Source organism: Aerococcus sp. L_32 (assembly GCF_050689315.1).
Window position 1 is genome coordinate 1 of sequence record NZ_JBOEQF010000029.1, and the last position, 18061, is coordinate 18061.

Annotated in this window: 14 protein-coding genes; 4 read left to right on the plus strand and 10 right to left on the minus strand. The window is 38.0% G+C overall.

Features of this window, described 5'->3' with window-relative positions; all coding sequences use genetic code 11:
- Nucleotides 1-601: 601 nt before the first annotated feature.
- On the plus strand, nucleotides 602-868 hold the full coding sequence (locus tag ACRCJ0_RS03565; RefSeq protein ID WP_431389514.1) for a Fic family protein: 267 nt from the start codon (nucleotides 602-604) through the stop codon (nucleotides 866-868).
- A gap of 109 nt (nucleotides 869-977) precedes the next feature.
- Here ACRCJ0_RS03565 and ACRCJ0_RS03570 read toward each other — a convergent pair whose 3' ends face one another.
- From ACRCJ0_RS03570 to hsdR, 3 genes are all read right to left on the minus strand, one after another.
- The gene (locus tag ACRCJ0_RS03570; RefSeq protein ID WP_431389515.1) at nucleotides 978-2402 is read right to left on the minus strand and encodes a restriction endonuclease subunit S; all 1425 of its coding nucleotides are present in this window, start codon (nucleotides 2400-2402) and stop codon (nucleotides 978-980) included.
- Nucleotides 2403-3854, minus strand: a complete 1452-nt coding sequence (locus ACRCJ0_RS03575; protein WP_431389516.1) for an N-6 DNA methylase — start codon at nucleotides 3852-3854, stop codon at nucleotides 2403-2405.
- Nucleotides 3855-3963: 109 nt separating this feature from the next.
- The gene (gene hsdR / locus ACRCJ0_RS03580) at nucleotides 3964-6354 is read right to left on the minus strand and encodes an EcoAI/FtnUII family type I restriction enzme subunit R (protein WP_431389517.1); all 2391 of its coding nucleotides are present in this window, start codon (nucleotides 6352-6354) and stop codon (nucleotides 3964-3966) included.
- A 306-nt stretch (nucleotides 6355-6660) separates the two neighbouring features.
- On the opposite strand from hsdR, the gene ACRCJ0_RS03585 reads away from it, so the two are divergent.
- From ACRCJ0_RS03585 to ACRCJ0_RS03595, 3 genes are all read left to right on the plus strand, one after another.
- Entirely contained in the window at nucleotides 6661-7224 is a 564-nt protein-coding gene (locus ACRCJ0_RS03585) for a recombinase family protein (protein WP_197559172.1), read from the plus strand.
- A gap of 192 nt (nucleotides 7225-7416) precedes the next feature.
- A complete protein-coding gene (locus ACRCJ0_RS03590; protein ID WP_232089835.1) occupies nucleotides 7417-7578 on the plus strand; it encodes an adhesion protein in 162 nt (53 codons plus the stop codon).
- A 13-nt stretch (nucleotides 7579-7591) separates the two neighbouring features.
- Nucleotides 7592-8239, plus strand: a complete 648-nt coding sequence (locus ACRCJ0_RS03595; protein ID WP_094518308.1) for a TIGR01906 family membrane protein — start codon at nucleotides 7592-7594, stop codon at nucleotides 8237-8239.
- A 313-nt stretch (nucleotides 8240-8552) separates the two neighbouring features.
- Here the strand turns inward: ACRCJ0_RS03595 and ACRCJ0_RS03600 are convergent, their stop codons facing one another.
- From ACRCJ0_RS03600 to ACRCJ0_RS03630, 7 genes are all read right to left on the minus strand, one after another.
- A complete protein-coding gene (locus tag ACRCJ0_RS03600) occupies nucleotides 8553-8843 on the minus strand; it encodes a hypothetical protein (protein ID WP_373736816.1) in 291 nt (96 codons plus the stop codon).
- Between the two features lie 174 nt (nucleotides 8844-9017).
- Nucleotides 9018-11150 (minus strand): copper-translocating P-type ATPase TcrB, encoded by a 2133-nt coding sequence (gene tcrB / locus ACRCJ0_RS03605; RefSeq protein ID WP_418149429.1) that lies wholly within the window; start codon nucleotides 11148-11150, stop codon nucleotides 9018-9020.
- A 138-nt stretch (nucleotides 11151-11288) separates the two neighbouring features.
- Nucleotides 11289-11495 (minus strand): copper chaperone TcrZ, encoded by a 207-nt coding sequence (tcrZ, locus tag ACRCJ0_RS03610; RefSeq protein ID WP_101954731.1) that lies wholly within the window; start codon nucleotides 11493-11495, stop codon nucleotides 11289-11291.
- Between the two features lie 81 nt (nucleotides 11496-11576).
- Nucleotides 11577-14042 (minus strand): heavy metal translocating P-type ATPase, encoded by a 2466-nt coding sequence (locus tag ACRCJ0_RS03615; RefSeq protein WP_431389518.1) that lies wholly within the window; start codon nucleotides 14040-14042, stop codon nucleotides 11577-11579.
- Between the two features lie 12 nt (nucleotides 14043-14054).
- Nucleotides 14055-14510, minus strand: coding sequence for a CopY/TcrY family copper transport repressor (locus ACRCJ0_RS03620; protein WP_418149427.1), 456 nt, complete (start codon nucleotides 14508-14510; stop codon nucleotides 14055-14057).
- A 369-nt stretch (nucleotides 14511-14879) separates the two neighbouring features.
- A complete protein-coding gene (locus tag ACRCJ0_RS03625; RefSeq protein ID WP_048728481.1) occupies nucleotides 14880-15338 on the minus strand; it encodes a DUF305 domain-containing protein in 459 nt (152 codons plus the stop codon).
- Between the two features lie 69 nt (nucleotides 15339-15407).
- On the minus strand, nucleotides 15408-16763 hold the full coding sequence (locus ACRCJ0_RS03630) for a DUF1541 domain-containing protein (RefSeq protein ID WP_311798403.1): 1356 nt from the start codon (nucleotides 16761-16763) through the stop codon (nucleotides 15408-15410).
- Nucleotides 16764-18061: the final 1298 nt, after the last annotated feature.

Consider the following 18061-nt stretch of genomic DNA (forward strand, 5'->3'; position numbering starts at 1 on the left):
ATCAAATGTATGAACACCTTTTTGACCTTGCGAAAAAATAAGCTGAATAATTATGTCTATTCACCGGTATACTAGCATAGTGGTGAATAGATACACAAAAGTGTACCAGTATACTTTTGTGTATTTTCCTTGTGAGGAAGGAGAGTTCATGCATGAAAACTACCTTAGATACATTTTCAAAAGATTATTTAGATGATATTCTAGTTTGCTTAGGCCATCATTCATAAGGGATAGAAGGCAACACTATTTCTCTACCAGCTACCGTTTATATTATTGTCAATGGAACTTTACCCACCAGTTCGGGGCAACGGTCAGAGAATTTTATGGGATTGAAAATCATAAACAAGCTATTGATTACATTACTAGTCATTTGATCAATAAAGAACTACTATCTGTAGCAATTATTAAAGAGATTCATGCTGATTTAACGGATCGCTTGCAGAACGATAAAGCACAGTTAAAAAAATCGAAAACATGATTATAGGGCCGAGTTCCAAACCGCTACTCGTCTGAAAGGCCTGCTCTTGTAGCACTGCTAGTTGATAATCTGCAGTATAGGTTAGATAACGCTAAAACGAACGATGATAAACTATGAATAATTTTGGGAACACATATCCAGTTTGAACGAATCCATCATTTCTCAGATGGAAATGGCCGAACAGGGCGAATGATTATGGTGTATTCTTTATTACAAGAAGGATTTCCTCCACTTATTATTGAGAAAGAAAGCAAAGCTCAGTATATCGAGTTTTTGGGGAATCAAGATGTAGATGGCTTTGTTCAGTTCGCAAAGGAAACCTTGGAGAAAGAACAGAAACGTATGCAGGCTTTTAGAAATATGGATAATGAACGAATTGAGCATGAATGATTAAATTTGTTATTGAAAGCTATACCAATGTAACGGTTCATTAAGAATATGATTGCTGCTTTTATGCAAAACGAAAACCCTCTACATTATGGAGGGTTTTCGTTTTTTGTTATTCTGCTATTTCTAAAGCTTCATTTGCTTCAGAAGTTCCATCGAATATTGCTTCCATTTGATCACAAATAGCCATAATTTCATCAATCTTTTCGACGATATAGTGTTGCTCAGAGAGAGGAGGGAGTGGAATGACATATTTTGAAACATTTAACGCAGATAGGTTAGGCTGTGCCGTACCTGAATCAACCTTCTGAATTAGGTCTTTTGCATAGTCAGAAACAAATAGATAATATAAATATTCTACATTGATATTTCCGATACTTCTAATGATTACAACAGATGAGGCAATAGCACCTTTGTCGAAATCTCTATTAATTGAGACTTTTCCAAGTGAGCCTCTAAGGCAATAAATAATATCATTTTTTTCAACGAAACCATTACTTAGTAATTCAAATCTCTCTTCAGGGATGAAGTTCATATTATCCATTGATAAATATTGACTATTAAGGGTACCAGCATTTATGAATGGAATTCCTTCATCAACCCAGTATCTTTTCCCAGGATAATTTTTACCTCTATCGCCATTAAGTAAAGTAGAAACTTCACCTAATCTTACCCACTTCCAACTATCTGGTATCTCAAACGGAACTTCATCGGGGTCTATATCTGGCAATGGTTTCTCTTTTTTAATCTTTTTCTCTTTTACTAATTGTTCTTTCTCTGCCTGTATTTTGTCATACAGAATGGAGGCTGATTCATCAGTTTCATTCTGCTCGACCAAGACACCCATAATGGCATTCTGTAAGGCAGTTTGACGTATATTGTTTATAATCGTCAATGCCTCTGCTTTTCGTTCCCCAATTTGATCAATGACCGAGAAAATTTCTTCTATTTTAGCGACAATGCGTTCTTGTTCACCGAGTGGTGGTATTGGAACAGGCTTTTTCTTCAATAAAGAGTAGTGTCGGCTGTACCCTCTATTTTCAATTAATAAGGAAGCATGTTGAACCCATCTAAAAAGATACTTAGGATCAGCCAACAAAGATTCAAACACCTTAGTCCCATCAGCTCCAATAATAAACTCAAAATCAATATACTTCACATTACGAGTGTGATCACCAAACAGTATTACTGGTTTTTTTGGATAGATTGACTTATCCACTTGATTCGAGAAACCATCAATGTACTCTTTTCCTTGACTTACTACTGGAATAGCTCCTGTATTCTCAATCTCTTTCGATTTTATTTGATTATTTTTAGTTCCTATATTTTTTATAATACTTTCAAAATCTGTCCATATCCAAGATTTGGGAATAGTGTAGGGTATATCATCTTTGTCTATTTCTTTTAGTTTGTTTTCTTTCTTGAAAGATAAGATAAGTTTTTCCGACGTTCCTTCTTCAGGACGCTGATCCACTAATTCCCCTCTCACCGCCATATCTAACACGCGTTTTCGCATTAACGCTACTGTATCTGGCATTTACTCTCCTCCTTTCAAAACGGTAGACAGTTCTCCTAATAAACTTTCTATTTCAAGTGCTTTTCCTTTCAAGTCAATCATGAGTTCATCTAACGTAAAAGTCTCTTCTTCTTTAATGTTTAAAGGATTGCGAATATCAATGTTAAAGTTACGTTTTTCTATTTCTTCAATGGTTACTGAATAAGCATTTTCGTCTCCATTTCCGCGGTTCAAGTACCATTCACGTGCTCCTTCGATGTGTTTCTTAAGGAATGGACGAGTTTTAGTAAAACCATTTTTCAATCCGTCAGGTAATGGGATTTCATAAAAGTTAATTTTCTCCGTGGTGCCTTTGTTTTCAAAGAATAATACGTTTGTTTTAATAGGCGTATATGGAGCAAATACGCCCGCTGGAAGACGCACAATCGTGTGTAAGTTAAATTCTCTTAATAGTTTTTTCTTGATATTAATCTTTGCCCCATCTGTCCCAAATAAGAAACCATCTGGTAGGATAACCCCTGCACGGCCGTTTTTTTTCAAATAGAACATCATCATCGCCATAAACAGGTCAGCTGTTTCTTTGGTCTGCATATCATTGGGGAAGTTTGCTTGAATACCAGGTCCTTCAACACCACCATATGGCGGATTCATAGCAAAAACGTCCACTTTATCCTTATCAGATACTTCACGTACGTTCTCTGCCAAGGAGTTTCCACGTTTAATACCGGGTTCATCAATGTCATGCAGAATGAGATTCGTCATCGCAAGCATATATGGCAGACCTTTTTTTTCAATACCAACAATGCTTTTATTGATAGTTTCTCTATCTTCCGGTGTTTCTTCTTGTTCTCGCAAATGCTCCAATGCACTCGTCAAGAACCCACCCGTTCCGGCGGCATAGTCTGCAAATACTTCTCCGATTTGTGGGTCCAATACTTCAACAATAAACTCTGTCAGCACACGACTCGTATAAAATTCCCCCGAACTCCCTGCACTTTGCAAACTCTTTAGGAATGTTTCATAGACATCATTAAACGCATGGCGTTCTTGATAATCGTTGAAATCTACTTCATTTAAAACATTTATAACTTGGCGCAACAAAACCCCTTCACGCATGTAGTTATAAGCATCTTCAAATATAGTCTTAACGATTGCTGCCCGCTGCGGCGTGTATTCATCTACCTCTAAATCCTTTAACGTTGGAAATAGTTGATTATTTACGAAATCCAACAAGGACGCACCTGTTAGCGCTTTTCCATCTTTGTTATCTGGTGCCCATGATCGCCACTTTAGCTCATCTGGAATAATAGACTCATAATTTTCATCCATAAATTCCCATTCTTCCTCTTTGGCATCATAGACTTTTAAGAATAACAACCAAACCAATTGAGAGATACGTTGTGCATCTCCATCCACACCCGCATCTTGTCGCATAATATCTTGAATTCGTTTTACTAAATTTTCAATTGTCATGTTACTGCTCCTTTAATTCTTGCTATATTTTTTACACTACAATACTTTTTAAGTAGTAGCAGAACAATTAAGAAACGGAATAGCTCTAATAGAACTATTCCAAATTTTACTAAGCATAAAGAGAATCTTCTAACTCCCGCATTGTTTCAATAAAAGAATCCTTTCCACCAAAAGATCGCGCAATACTCATAGGGTTTCCAAACTGATTCAGTGGATCTAATTTTAACACATGAATATCATCAAAATCATTGTAACCCGTATCTTGGTATTTTTGGATCAATGCATCAATTACTTCTCTGGAGATCCCGGAATAATTAGCTAACTTTTCGGATTTCTTTACACGCTGCGCACGTTCCGAGCGCGTCATCATCTTTTGACCATATGCTACATGAAGAATGAGATCAAAGGCATCATAATCCAAACCAAACTCCTCTTCTAATTCCTCCATTAAAACGCCTTTCTCCAAAAGTTCCTGAATGATAACATCTTTTCGTTCTTCTTCGGACCAACGTTTGATGAAGTCATCCATGGTCGAAAATTCTGATTGGATGGCTTTCTTATTGTATTCACGCATACCTTCCGCAACAATTTTCCCGTCTTTATCATAATAATAAACTGTCTCGTTTAAAACGCGTACAGGAACATGGTTTACGTAGTATTTAACCTGTCCTTCTCTTTCTCCAGGTGGTGTAGGTGGAACGTTTCCAAAATCTCCTTTTTCACTATCCGCTCCCTCTTCACCATCTGTCAAAATGATTTCATCATCAGCGATTTCACCCTCGTTACCCATATCTTGGTCGTTGTCAGGCATTTCATCGCCATCAGTCACATCAACAATTGATTCTGCAGGTCCATCAAAATTTGGATCTGCAAATAGGTTGGTTGCATTACGGAAGTCCATTATAGTGAAATAATACTTTCCTACATCGGTACGCAAACGAGTGCCTCTACCAATTATTTGCTTGAATTCGGTCACAGAACCAATGTTAGCATCCAATACGATAAGTTGAACGGTCTTCGCGTCTACCCCTGTTGTTAAGAGTTTACTAGTTGTCACAATGGCTGGATAAGGACTATTTACATCAATAAAATTATCCAATTGAGCTAACCCTTCAATGTCATCGCCTGTCATTTTCATGATATAACGGGAATCTTTTTGCATCATGTCTTCATTCAATGCAACAAGCTCTTTACGCATGCGTTCCGCATGTTCAATATCCACACAAAAGATGATTGTTTTAGCCATACGATCATTTTTTTTCAAATATTCCGTCAAGCGTTTGGCTACTAATTTAGTTCGTGCCTCCAAAATCATATTTCGATCAAAATCTTTCCCATTATATATGCGGTCTGCAATTTCTAATCCATGAATATCTGTCTCCCCTTTTTCTGGACGATATCCTTCCAGATCTTTATCCATGGACACACGTACAATTTTATAAGGTGCTAGGAATCCATCATCAATCCCTTGTTTCAAAGAATAAGTATAAATTGGATTTCCAAAGTAATCAAAGGTATCAACATTGTCATCTTTTTTAGGAGTTGCTGTCATCCCTAATTGAATCGCTGAGTCAAAATAAGTGAGTATCTTCCGCCAATTAGATTCTTCACGTGCACTACCACGATGAGCTTCATCTACAATTATCATGTCAAAAAAATCAGGGGAGAACTCTTTAAATGCTTCAGTTCCATCTTCACCAGACAATTGTTGATACAATGACATGTATATTTCAAACGAACTATCCATTTTTCGTTTCTCAATTTTTGTCATAACATCTGCTAAAGGGCCAAAGTCATTAGCCATAGTTTGGTCAATCAAGATGTTTCGATCCGCTAGATATAAAATCTTTTTCACCTTACCGGCTTTCCATGCTCGCCAAATAATTTGAAAAGCCGTATAAGTCTTTCCTGTACCGGTTGCCATAACCAATAGCATACGCTTTTTACCTTCTGCTATTGCCTCAATCGTTCGGTTAACCGCGATTCGTTGGTAATAGCGTGGGGTTTTGTCCCCCTTTACGTAATGATACTTTTCTGTTATAAGGGCTTCTTTATCTGGACTGTCTGCGAATCCTTTTCCTACACGATACCGTTGCCACAACTCTTCGGGCGATGGGAAATCCTGTAGACGTAATTCGCGTTCTTCTCCAGTGAAGAAATCATACTCTATAAATCCGTCTCCGTTACTGGAATAAACAAAAGGAATATCCAATTGGCGGGCATAGCCCATTCCTTGTTGCAATCCTGCCGCCACTGTATGCTTGTTATCTTTTGCCTCTACCACGGCTAATGGGATATTTGAAATGTGGTTTAGGACATAGTCAGCAAATTTAGGATTTGCACGTGTAACCAATTTCCCCCGTGTAATGATACGGCCGTCAGTAATTCTAAACTCTTCCCGGATTTGTTGCAATTTGTCCCATCCTGCATGGACGATAGCTGGTGTAATGAAATTTGTACGTATTTCTGTTTCGTTCATCTCTTTTTTTAGACGATTCATTTGTTTTCCTCCTTTCAATATCTCGTTTTACCAACGAGCAAAACACTTTATATCTCTATCCTATTAATGTTTATTAAACTAATTTTACTATAGAAACAAATTAAAAGAATCAATATTGGGAAGATATTTTTTTCTATGGTATTTAATTTCGTTTGTATCAAAAACAATCGATTATGAGACTGTTTTGAGAAGCGATTCTTTTTTCTCTAAAAGCACTCTTTTTTAGTCTCAAAAGTTGTATCAAAATCTATGTATCTTTAATCACCCTTTGTGATACAATGAGAGTTAAAAAGGGGGGTTAGAACTGTGAGTGGATATATCTACGGATACGCGCGCGTCAGCACGCAACACCAGGATCTGAACCGGCAGCTAGACTTGCTAGCGGAACAAAATTGCAACGAAATCTTGACGGAGAAAATGACAGGGACTAAGAGCAATCGTCCTGAGTTGAACCGTCTAAAGGATAAATTGCGACCTGGGGACACGGTGGTGGTGGAGAGCTTCTCCCGCTTGGGACGAAGCACCAAGGATCTGATTGACCTGGTCACCTACTTCGAGGAGCAGGACGTGAAGCTGGTCAGCCTGAAGGAGAACTTCGATACAACCACCCCGCAGGGGAGGCTCATGATGACCGTCTTCCAGGCCTTCAGCCAGTTCGAGCGTGATTTGATTGTGGAGCGGACGAAAGAGGGGCTCCAGAGTGCCCGTGCCCGAGGTCGGATAGGCGGAAGACCACGTGTGAACAAACGTGATATTGAACGAGCCGTGAAACTGTATGAGAGCGAAGCGTATAGTGGCAAAGAGATTACAGAAATGACTGGTATCAGTAAAGCTACTCTCTATCGATATATAAGGAGTAAGAAAAAATAATAATTACAACATGCAGGGAGCACTGCTGCAATAGAACCACAGACAGCCAGGAGTAATTTGAGGTGCAATTATTAAACTTATATTCTATAGAAGAAAGGAATACTGATATGGTCACAATAACAAAGGAGATTTATGAACAAATAAAAATTGGTCTTCCTATTTATTGTTTTGATGGTGGCAGGGCACATACTCATGATGTTTGTTATGCCAGGTATGCATGGCGGACATAATCATAAAGGACATGGTCACGCGGATCCCGAATCGGAAGATAAGAAAAAGTTGGAAATTGAAAACAAACGGTTAAAAGAGGAATTGAACGTAGTAAAATCAAAAATAAATCAAAATGAATTGTGAGGGCAATTCCACATTGAAGCAGAAAATCATTCAAATTTCAGGGTTTATTTTCATTACCTTTTTCATCTTATCCCTTTCGGTCGCAGCAACCATCAACTTTACCTTCCTCTACTCGTTTGATATTGGTTACTTGAATATATCGGAATATGTAGGCATGCCGAAAGAGCAAATCTTAATGAACTATCGTATTCTGCTAGATTACCTGAATACCCCATGGATAGCGAAACTGGATATGCCGGATTTCCCTAGCTCAGTTAGCGGGTTATTCCACTTCACTGAAGTGAAGAAGTTGTTTATGCTGGACTACCTGATTCTGATTACTTCAGGGATAGGCTCCTTCTGGTTTATGCAGTATCTAAACAGAGAAGGGCAATACTGGCGACTTCTTCGATACTTCCAGTGGGGAATCTTGCTTCCGCTGGGTGTTGTTTTGGCTCTATTGATCAACTTTGATGTGCTGTTTGTGCTATTCCATCAGGTATTCTTTAACAATGATGCTTGGTTATTCAATCCTAGCACCGATCCGATTATATTAGCTTTACCCGAAGCATTCTTTATGCATAGTTTTATATTGGCATTTGGAGTAATCGAATTTTTGTTTATAATAGGGTATTTCATTTCAAAGAAACAATGGGTAAAATACGAAAAAAAGACTCCTTGAATATATCAAGGAGTCTTTTACACTGGTTTCTCTGCGTACGAATTTATTACAAGTATTTTTATCAAAAGAATTAATTGTGCTATTAAGTTGATTAAACAAAAAGATTACACCTAGAAATCACTCTATAATTGTAGTGTCAAAACCAACATTAAGAAGAAACAAGATGTACTCAGTCGTATCATCAAAATTTCAAATTTTGAAAACTTATTACTTATTTTCCAAGCGTATTTGTTAGTGATTTAAAAGTCGTGGATTCACTTAGATGGAATAGCCTCTACATATTATTTTTGCATCGCTGGATATCAGTAAAGTATCACTGAACCATTAAGCCCTCTATATGTATAGAGGAAAAAATAGATTTGCCCATCATAGATAAATGTAGCTCGTTCTTCCTCAAAGGTAATCTTTTATCAAGATAAATAAAAAGGCCATTGTGTTGAATCAACATGTAGTTGTTATTTTGAGGGTTTTTATATGAAATATCCACATCTACTGAACCCACGCAACAAGTGCGAGTTGCTCTAAGTGAAACAGTTATTATCGTACGACCTTTCTTCTTCATCCATTCCTGTACTGCCTCATCCACTTTAATAGATATAGCCATTTTTCTATCACTGTCCCTTTTTTAGAATAATCAGGATTTTATATCATTAAATCACAAATAATTTAGGCGTTAAAAGACACCAATATAATTTTCCTTATACAGCATACTGGCTGGTCTGACCCGATTCTGGAAGGCGGTCAAACCAGCCAGTGCTTTTTTCGTTCCTGCTTCGTTTTATTTCGGCTCTAATTTCAATGTCATAGCATTGATGGCAACAATAACGGTCGATAAGGACATGAGGACGGCGCCGAAGGCCGGACTCAAGGTAATGCCAATTGGTGCTAGTATTCCTGCAGCTATTGGGATCGCGATAAAGTTATACCCTGCTCCCCAAATAAGATTTTCTTTCATCTTACGTGTGGTCTTCTGAGCCAACTCGATAAAGGATTCAATGTCGCCAGGGTCTGACTGTGTCAAGATGACATCGGCTGAATCCAATGCTACTTGAGTTCCGGCACCAACAGCTATACCAACGTCTGCTAATGCAAGAGAAGGTGCATCGTTGACCCCGTCACCGACCATGATAACTTTCTTTCCTTCTGCTTTAAGTTTTTCAATTAATTCATATTTGTCTTGAGGAGATTGATTAGCTAGATAATCAATACCTAAAATTTCTGCAGCTCCTTGAGCCGCTTTTTCATTGTCACCCGTTGCCATAATCGGCTGAATATTGTTCTTTTTAAGGGCTTGTATTAAGTCTTTACTTGTTGGTTTTAATTCATCCCCTAAAGCTACAGCACCGATTGCTTCGTCGTTTTCTACTAAGACACTGAGGGTTGCTCCTTTTGGAATATCCATATCCAGATTACGTCCATATGATTTTTGACTGATTAATTGATAACGATGTCCGTTAGCTTGACCTTCTACACCAGCGCCAGAAATAACATCAATCGAATCAAAACTTACTGGACGTATCCCTTGCTGTTCTGCGTAACTAATAATTGACTGAGCGATAGGGTGACTAGATCCGCCTTCGATACCTGCCAATAAGGCAACAATTTCATCTTTCGTATATTTATCATTAAAGAGTTCAACATCTGATACTTTAAACTCACCAGTTGTTAAAGTTCCCGTTTTATCTAAAACCATAACATCTGCGTTTGTAGTCAACTCCAAAGCGTCCCGGTCTTTCACTAATAATCCCCGACTGGCCCCTAAGCTGGTACTACGAGCAGTCACCAATGGAATAGCCAGACCCAGGGCATGCGGACAAGCAATAACTAATGTGGTGACTGTAAAAATAACTGCCGTTGGTACATCAGCTATAACCATCCATATGACAAGGGCAATAAGCGCTACAATAACCGCAATATAAAAGAGCCATCCAGCAACTTTTTGTGCAAGATTTTCTGCTCGAGAAGATTGGCCTTGAGCTTGACTGATTAATGCCTGAACCTGAGAAATGAAGGACTTATCGCCCGTCTGCTTTATTTCCACATAGAGGACTCCGCCACCATTGGTTGATCCACCGATGACCTCATCTCCGGGATTTTTTTCAATTGGTTTCGATTCCCCAGTCACAAGCGCTTCGTTTACACGCGATTCGCCACGCTGGATCGTTCCATCTGCTGGAACATTTTCTCCGGCTTGAACACGAATCAAATCACCTACTTGCAAGTCAGCAACTGGACGAGTCTCAATCGAATCGTCTTCTAAAACAACATGAGCATCTTTCGGCACCAACTCAGCCAATGCTTTTTGCGCGTCACCTGCTTCACCCAATGCCTTCATTTCAATCCAGTGTCCTAATAACATGATTAAAATTAACGTTGCAAACTCAAAGAAGAAGTCCATGACATGTTCTCCGGTCACATATCGAGCGGCCACTGCGTAAACACTATAGACATAAGAAACCGTTATTCCCAAAGTAATCAAGGACATCATGCCTGGAGCTTTTGAATTAAACTCATCTTTCGCACCCATGTAGAATGGTTTTCCGCCATAAATGTATAGAATTGTTGCCAATACAGCTGCTACAACGTCTGCATAAGGAAAGATAATTTGGAAAGGCAACTGAATATCCATCATAGGAGTAATGAGTAAGATTGCAATTCCTAATGGGAGTGACTTCAAGAAAATCTCCTTAAAGCTACCGTGATGGTGGTGGGCATGCCCTCCCATTGCGCCATGATCCATTTCACTGTGATCCATCGCACTATGATTCATCTTGCTGTGATCCATCTTGCTGTGATCCATCTTGCTGTGATCCATCTTGCTGTGATCCATCTGACTATGGTCCATCTTGCTGTGATCCATGTCGCCGTGATTATGATGACTATGTGACGAATGTTTTTTGTTATTACTCATTTTTAATTCCTCCTTATTATATTAGAGAATGATTTTAAAGCTTTAGAACTTTCTCATCTAACACTGCATATAATTCTCATGAAAAGGGTTCTATACTTTATCTCTATCTACTATCTATGAATAAATGGTATTCGTACTTTATACACTTAATACTGAATAGTTAGTTTCTGCTAAAGCAGCATTGAGCGTTTCGGTATCAATCTCTGTTTGACTTTCAAGTACTGCTTTTTTAGTCGCTAAATCAACCTCTACAGATTCAACCCCTTCAATAGCTGAAAATCTTTCTTGTACCGTGTTCGCACAACCTGCACATTTTACGCCATCTAATAAGACTTCTTTTTTCATTATTCTATTCCCCTTTTTTTTTATCTTCTCCTATTATATAGAATAGGAAGAAGTTTAAATCCCAGATAAGCTACGTGTTTTCTAAACAACTGCTGGTTTGAATCGTCTTAACCGTAAAGCATTGAGCAAGACCGATACGGAGCTGAAACTCATGGCGACTGCCGCAAACATTGGACTCATCAATGGTCCGCCAAAAATATGCAAGAGACCCATCGCAACTGGAATACCTACAAGGTTGTAAGCAAAAGCCCAGAACAAGTTTTGTTTAATGTTTCGTAGCGTTGCATGACTTAAATCAATCGCAGTCAATACAGCGGTTAAATTATTACGCATAAGGACAATATCAGCCGATTCAATCGCCACGTCTGTACCTGATCCAACTGCAATACCGATATCTGCTTGAGCTAATGCGGGTGCATCGTTAATGCCGTCTCCAACCATCGCTACCTTCTTGCCTGCCTCTTGTAGTTTTTTGACTTCCTCTGCTTTATCTTCAGGTAATACTTCACTTAATACACTGTCTATACCCACTTGCTTAGCAATCGCTTTGGCTGTACGTTTGTTATCTCCAGTAATCATGATTACTTCAACACCGCGTCTTCTAAGTTCTTTAACAGCCTTCATACTATTTTCCTTGAGTGTGTCAGCTACTGCGATAATTCCAGCTAGTTCTCCATCAACAGAGAGATACATCGGTGTTTTTCCTTCGTCTGCTAAACGATCGGATTCTTTTTCCATGCTTGATAAATCAATCTTTTGCTCTAGCATCAGTTTACGGTTTCCAATGTACATATCTTTGCCCTCAATTTCAATTCGAATCCCGTGTCCAGGAATCGCTTCAAAATGATCTGGTTTAGCTAATGTCATGTTCTCTTCTTTTGATTTCTGTACGATGGCTTCGCCTAATGGGTGTTCAGAACCTGTTTCACCGGAAGCTGCATAATATAAAAGATTTTCTTTAGTAATAAGAGGAGTTACCAAAATATCCGTCACGATAGGTTTACCTTCTGTCAGTGTCCCTGTTTTATCAAATACAATCGTGTCTAAATTATGAGTGGTTTCTAACGCCTCACCACTTTTTATCAAGACACCATGTTCTGCCCCTTTTCCGGTTCCAACCATAATACTTGTTGGAGTCGCCAAACCTAAGGCACATGGACAAGCAATGACAAGGGTTGTTATGATAACGGATAAAATAAATATTCCAGATTGACCTGCAATTAACCAAGCAATCCCTGCTAAAACGGCTAATGCTATAACAATCGGTACGAAATATCTGGTAATGATATCGGCCATTCGAGCAATGGGTGCTTTAGACCCTTGAGCATTTTCTACTAATTTTATGATTTGAGATAGAGTTGTATCACTTCCCACTCGAGTCGCGCGGTAATCAATGGAACCATTTTTATTGATACTAGCCCCAATAACCTCGTCTCCACTTTCCTTTTCCACGGGGATACTTTCTCCTGTCAGCATTGATTCATCGACTGAAGTGCGTCCCTCAACAACAACACCATCTACAGGCATACTTTCTCCCGGACGAACTCGAATAACATCTCCTAAAGCGACTTCGTCCACAGTAATCTCTTGTTCCACACCATTACGTATCACTCGAGCTGTTTTAGGAACCAAGTTGACTAATTTTTCAATCGCTGAGGACATTTGCCCCTTTGATCGCTCTTCTAAAAATAACCCTAACGTATGAAGAGTTAAGATAACTCCAGTCACTTCATAGTAAAGTAAATCTGAAAAGTTCCCGTAACCTAAGCCAGCCCCGATCGTCGCTGCCAGACTGTATACAAAAGCGGCCGCGGTACCAAGGGCAATCAGGGAATCCATATTTGGGTGACCTTTAAATAAGGTTTTGAATCCCTTCTGGAAATATTCCCAGCTTACTACCATTATCGGCAAAGTCAGAATAAGTTGTAAAAGAGAAAAATTAAATGCATTTATCATTGGGTCAACGATATTTGGTAGAGGCATACCGACCATTGGACCCATGGATATAATTAGTAAAGGGATTGTAAATATAATGGATATCCCAAAACGATTTGAAAGTTGCTTCATTCTTTTTTCTTTTTTCTCACGCTTCTCTGCTCGTGAATTATCTTGAGTCTCAGTTGTTTCTAATACGGCTGCATAACCACTATTGGATACAGCACCAGTCACATCAGATACTGAAATTGCTGACGGGTTATAAGAAACTTGCATTTTTTCTGTCGCTAAATTGACTGAAGCTTTATCTACGCCCGACAACTTTCCGACAGCTTTTTCAATTGTCTGCGCACAAGACGCACAGGTCATCCCTTCAATTGCAAAGGTTTGCGTCGTTCCTTCTTGGGCAATCAGTTCATACCCTGAATTATCCACTGCTTTTTGTAGATTTTCTAATGAAAAAGTTGGTTCATCGTACTCTATACTTAACTTCTCTGTTGCTAGGTTCACGGAAGCCTGTGTGACCCCACGTACCTTTTTTGCCGCTTTTTCTACTGTCTGCGCACAAGACGCACAGGTCATACCTTCTATGGCAAACGATTTATTCTCCAATTTTTTCGCTCCTTATTCTCCATGATGATGTAAATGGCACTCGCATTGCCCTTCTGTACACTGACAATCCACTTCTTCTACTGCGAAAGCTTTTTTCATCTCTAATATTTCTTCTAGTCGCTGGATATCATCGAAGCTTAAGACATGATCTTCAATGATACTCCCTACTACATTCCCGACATTCTTTCGACAAATACGGTTGAAAATATCGTCTGTATAATTTCCTACGGCTTCTTTCTCTTCAATATTGGCAGTATAAATAAATTTTCTACCTTCTTGCTCTGTATTTAGTACGCCTTTTTCAACCAGTCGACCTAAGAGCGTTTTGATAGTGGCTTGTTTCCAGTCCATTTTTTCTTTCAATATGGAGATGACTTCTTTACTAGTCACTCGACCATTCGCCCAGACTACACGCATAACTTCCCATTCAGCATCTGTGATATGAGGGTTAACTACTATTGTACTCATTCTTTTTCCCTCCTTATTGTCTACATGCGTAAACGTAAATGTTTGAGATAAGTTTACTATTGTAAACCATTCTTGTCAAGTCTTTTTTAAATAAATGTAACCAGCTATTATTGCCTTTGTTTTCCTATCTTTACCCAATACTAATTATAAGGTCACCATTGATTTACTTTTATTGATTTTAGAATTCCTTATTTTTAAAATTATATTTTCTAAATATGATGAACACTATTGAGCAATTTAATTGTTTATCGTATTTAGGAAATCAAGAATTGAGAAAAAGCGGAAAAATAGAAAAAACCTATACACACGGAAGTTATCATAGACTTCTTGTGTATAGGGATCTTTTTACTTTTTAAATTTATTGAATGTTTATTCTTCTCCGTTTTCTTCTATATCTTCAATTAATTGTTCCATCTTAACAATTTCTTCTTCTTGTGCTTGTATAATTTCTTCGCTTAATTGCTGTACTCGTGGATCTGTGAGATTGGCATTTTCACTAGTCATAATAGCGGTAGAGTGGTGTGGAATCATGGCTCTCATCCAAGCAGTATCGTCTACGCCAACTTGGTTTTGAATAAGCCCAAACGATCCCAGCACGAGTAAGACTGAAAGCCCCATTATAACGGCGTTTAATTTTTTATTATCATACATTTTCCACATAAAACCCATCATAATGATAGCCATGACTGCGCCCATAAAAATAGCCATATAAACACGGGTTTGACTAAAGTAAATGTGCGCAAATTCATTGACATTCACAAACATTAGAAAGTACATAATGACTGTTGAAGTTAAAATCATGAGGGCAAATTTTAGGTATTTATTCATAAGTATCCGTCCTTTTTTAGTATTTCTTAAACTTTAAGTTTGGTAGGTATTTTAATGTACCACTAGTGATTATTGAGCTAATTCTTCTTCAACAAACCATTTATGATTACGAACAACTGCTCCGCCATCTGTTGGTTGGTAATCCACCATATAAACATTCGTAGTTACAGCGTCATCAATTATTGCAGTTGCTCCTTCCATACCTTCCATATGGTCGGCTTCTAATGTCACTTCTTCTCCAGGTTCAAATGCGCCTTTGGTTGACTCAGAAATGTCTTCGTGGATAACCCAGCGATGATTTTCCTCTCGTTCTCCACCATTGGTTGGATTGAAAGAAACTTCATAAGCCGTCGTAGCAAATACGCCAGAAACAGTTGCTTCGGCACCTTCCATTCCAGGCATATGATCGCGCTGAAGAATAACAGATTCTCCTACTTCGTACATCGGATTTTCAGCTTCTTCCAAGCCTTCTGGAATTTCTCCCGACTCATCATGCTTCATATCTCCCATATTATCCATATCTCCCATATTATCCATATCTCTTGTTTTTTTGGACTCGCTAATTATCTGGTTCTCATAGCTATCTTCTAATGATGGTTGATTTTCAAGTGTGTAGTTAGCAAATATTAAATCAGCGTTTTTAATATTAAATGCTTCAGTTAAATCGTCTACTGAAAAATTAGTACTTTGAGAAATCGCCCAGAGAGTATCTCCCCAAACCACTTCGTAATTTTTAAGTTCTTCTAATGTATCGTATTGGGAAACATCTGCTTGTACTTCTTCTACTGTACGCGCTCTCCAAAATTGGCTTGAGTCTTGTACTTCTTCCCCTAATTCTTCTTCTATTAGCCATTTATGATTTTCAACAGTATCGTCTGTTTCTGTATCCGTGTACGTGACCATATAAACAGTGGTGTCTTCTGCCGAATCAATAGTTGCGGTCGCCCCTTGCATACCGGGCATATGGTCAGCTTCTAGAACGACTTCGTCACCTGCTTGGTAAGGCTCGTCTTGGGCATTTTCAACTTCCTCGTGTACAACCCATTTGTGATTGGCGATCTCCTCTCCTGTTTTGGTATCGTTATAGGTGATTTCATAGGCAATTGAATCAAAGGCACCTACAACCTCACCTGTAGCTCCCATCATTCCTGGCATGTGATCGGTTTGAATCGTTACTTCGCTTCCTTCTGGATAAGTTGGATTTTCTGCTTCTGCCAATCCTTCTGGAATTTCCCCAGATTCATCATGTTCCATACCTTCGTGGCCTGTTTGAGATTTATCCGTTGTTTCGCTAGCCACCGTTTTCGAGCCAGTTTGAGCAGCATTATCTGCATCATCAAGTGTATTCGCGCCTACCTTATTCACTAGTGGATAAGAACTTAATAATGCTACAGATAAAAGACTACTTATAATTGTTTTTTTCATGCGATTTCTCTCCTTTTGGTAATACCACCTTTGTCTACAAATGTAGTTGAATGAACTTACATGTAGTTTATAATTACCCCTTATCATTGTCAAACACTTTGATTTTTATCAATTACAAATGAAGACTTATCGTTGTTTTTATTATCTCATCAATATTTAAAAAGCGATTCCATAATAAACACGTAGATTAATTTAGAAACCAAAGACAACAAATTATCCCTTAGATCACCTATAAATCTCTTATTAATGCCCACTAATTTTAATTGTTTTTAAAGTGCTTCTTTTACAAGTTCAGTCAAGCCCATATCTTTCATTAAGATTTATGTTACAACCTATAGTTATAAGAAATGAATATGGCAAAAAGTGATTAGGTAATGTTTATTAATCCATGATCATTAGTCTTAACTTATGAATACGTTTTTTAATGTGGTTATGGAGAATTAATTAAGTTAGTAAATGATTCTCTATATTTTTTGGATGTGTAGGTCAATATAGAGAGTTTTTCAAATATATTTGAATATATACATACTAGTGTGTTTGAAAATGCCACACAGAGCAAATATGAGCTTTACACGGCATTTTTATTTTTAAGGATTACTTTCATTTTCTATTCTTTCAGCATATTTAGATTGAAATACATTTTCAAGATTGGAAATAACTTCAGGCGTATATAAATAGATTAATAATCTTCCAGACATATATATTTCTTTCAATATTTTTTCGTCTTCTTCATTGGTGAAATATTTAGTTATTGTAATTTTCGGAGGTGCTCTTGAATCTCTACGAATATATTTTTAGAATCTTCATCTATTTTTTCAATGGAATCATAGTTGATATTCCCATGATCCCTTTTAAATTCTAATTGGTCCCATACTTCCTTTGCATGGTCCCTTTAAAATTCTAACTGATTCCATACTTCCTTTGCATGGTCCCCTTTAAAATTCTAACCGATCTCATTCAACCTTCCATGGCCCCTTTAAAATTCTAACCGATCCTATACACCCTTTGCACGGTCCCTTGAAAAGGCAACAGTCTTTTTGACAAATTTTATAAGGTGCAGAACTTCTTTCCGTATGCTATTCCGATTGACCTTGACAATGAGCCTCCTCTTTAGAAAATGTCTTAAAATGAAATGTTCTTTGCTATTTTATTTAAGTTGTCATTTATTTATAGTATTGTCAGCCTCCTCGTTTACTAAGATTACTACAGCTCCCGCATTAATTTCTTTATTAAAAGAGAATAGTGGCTTTGTTTCCGTCTGTGTGGAACCTGTGAAGTCACTTGCTTCTTTCTTTTGT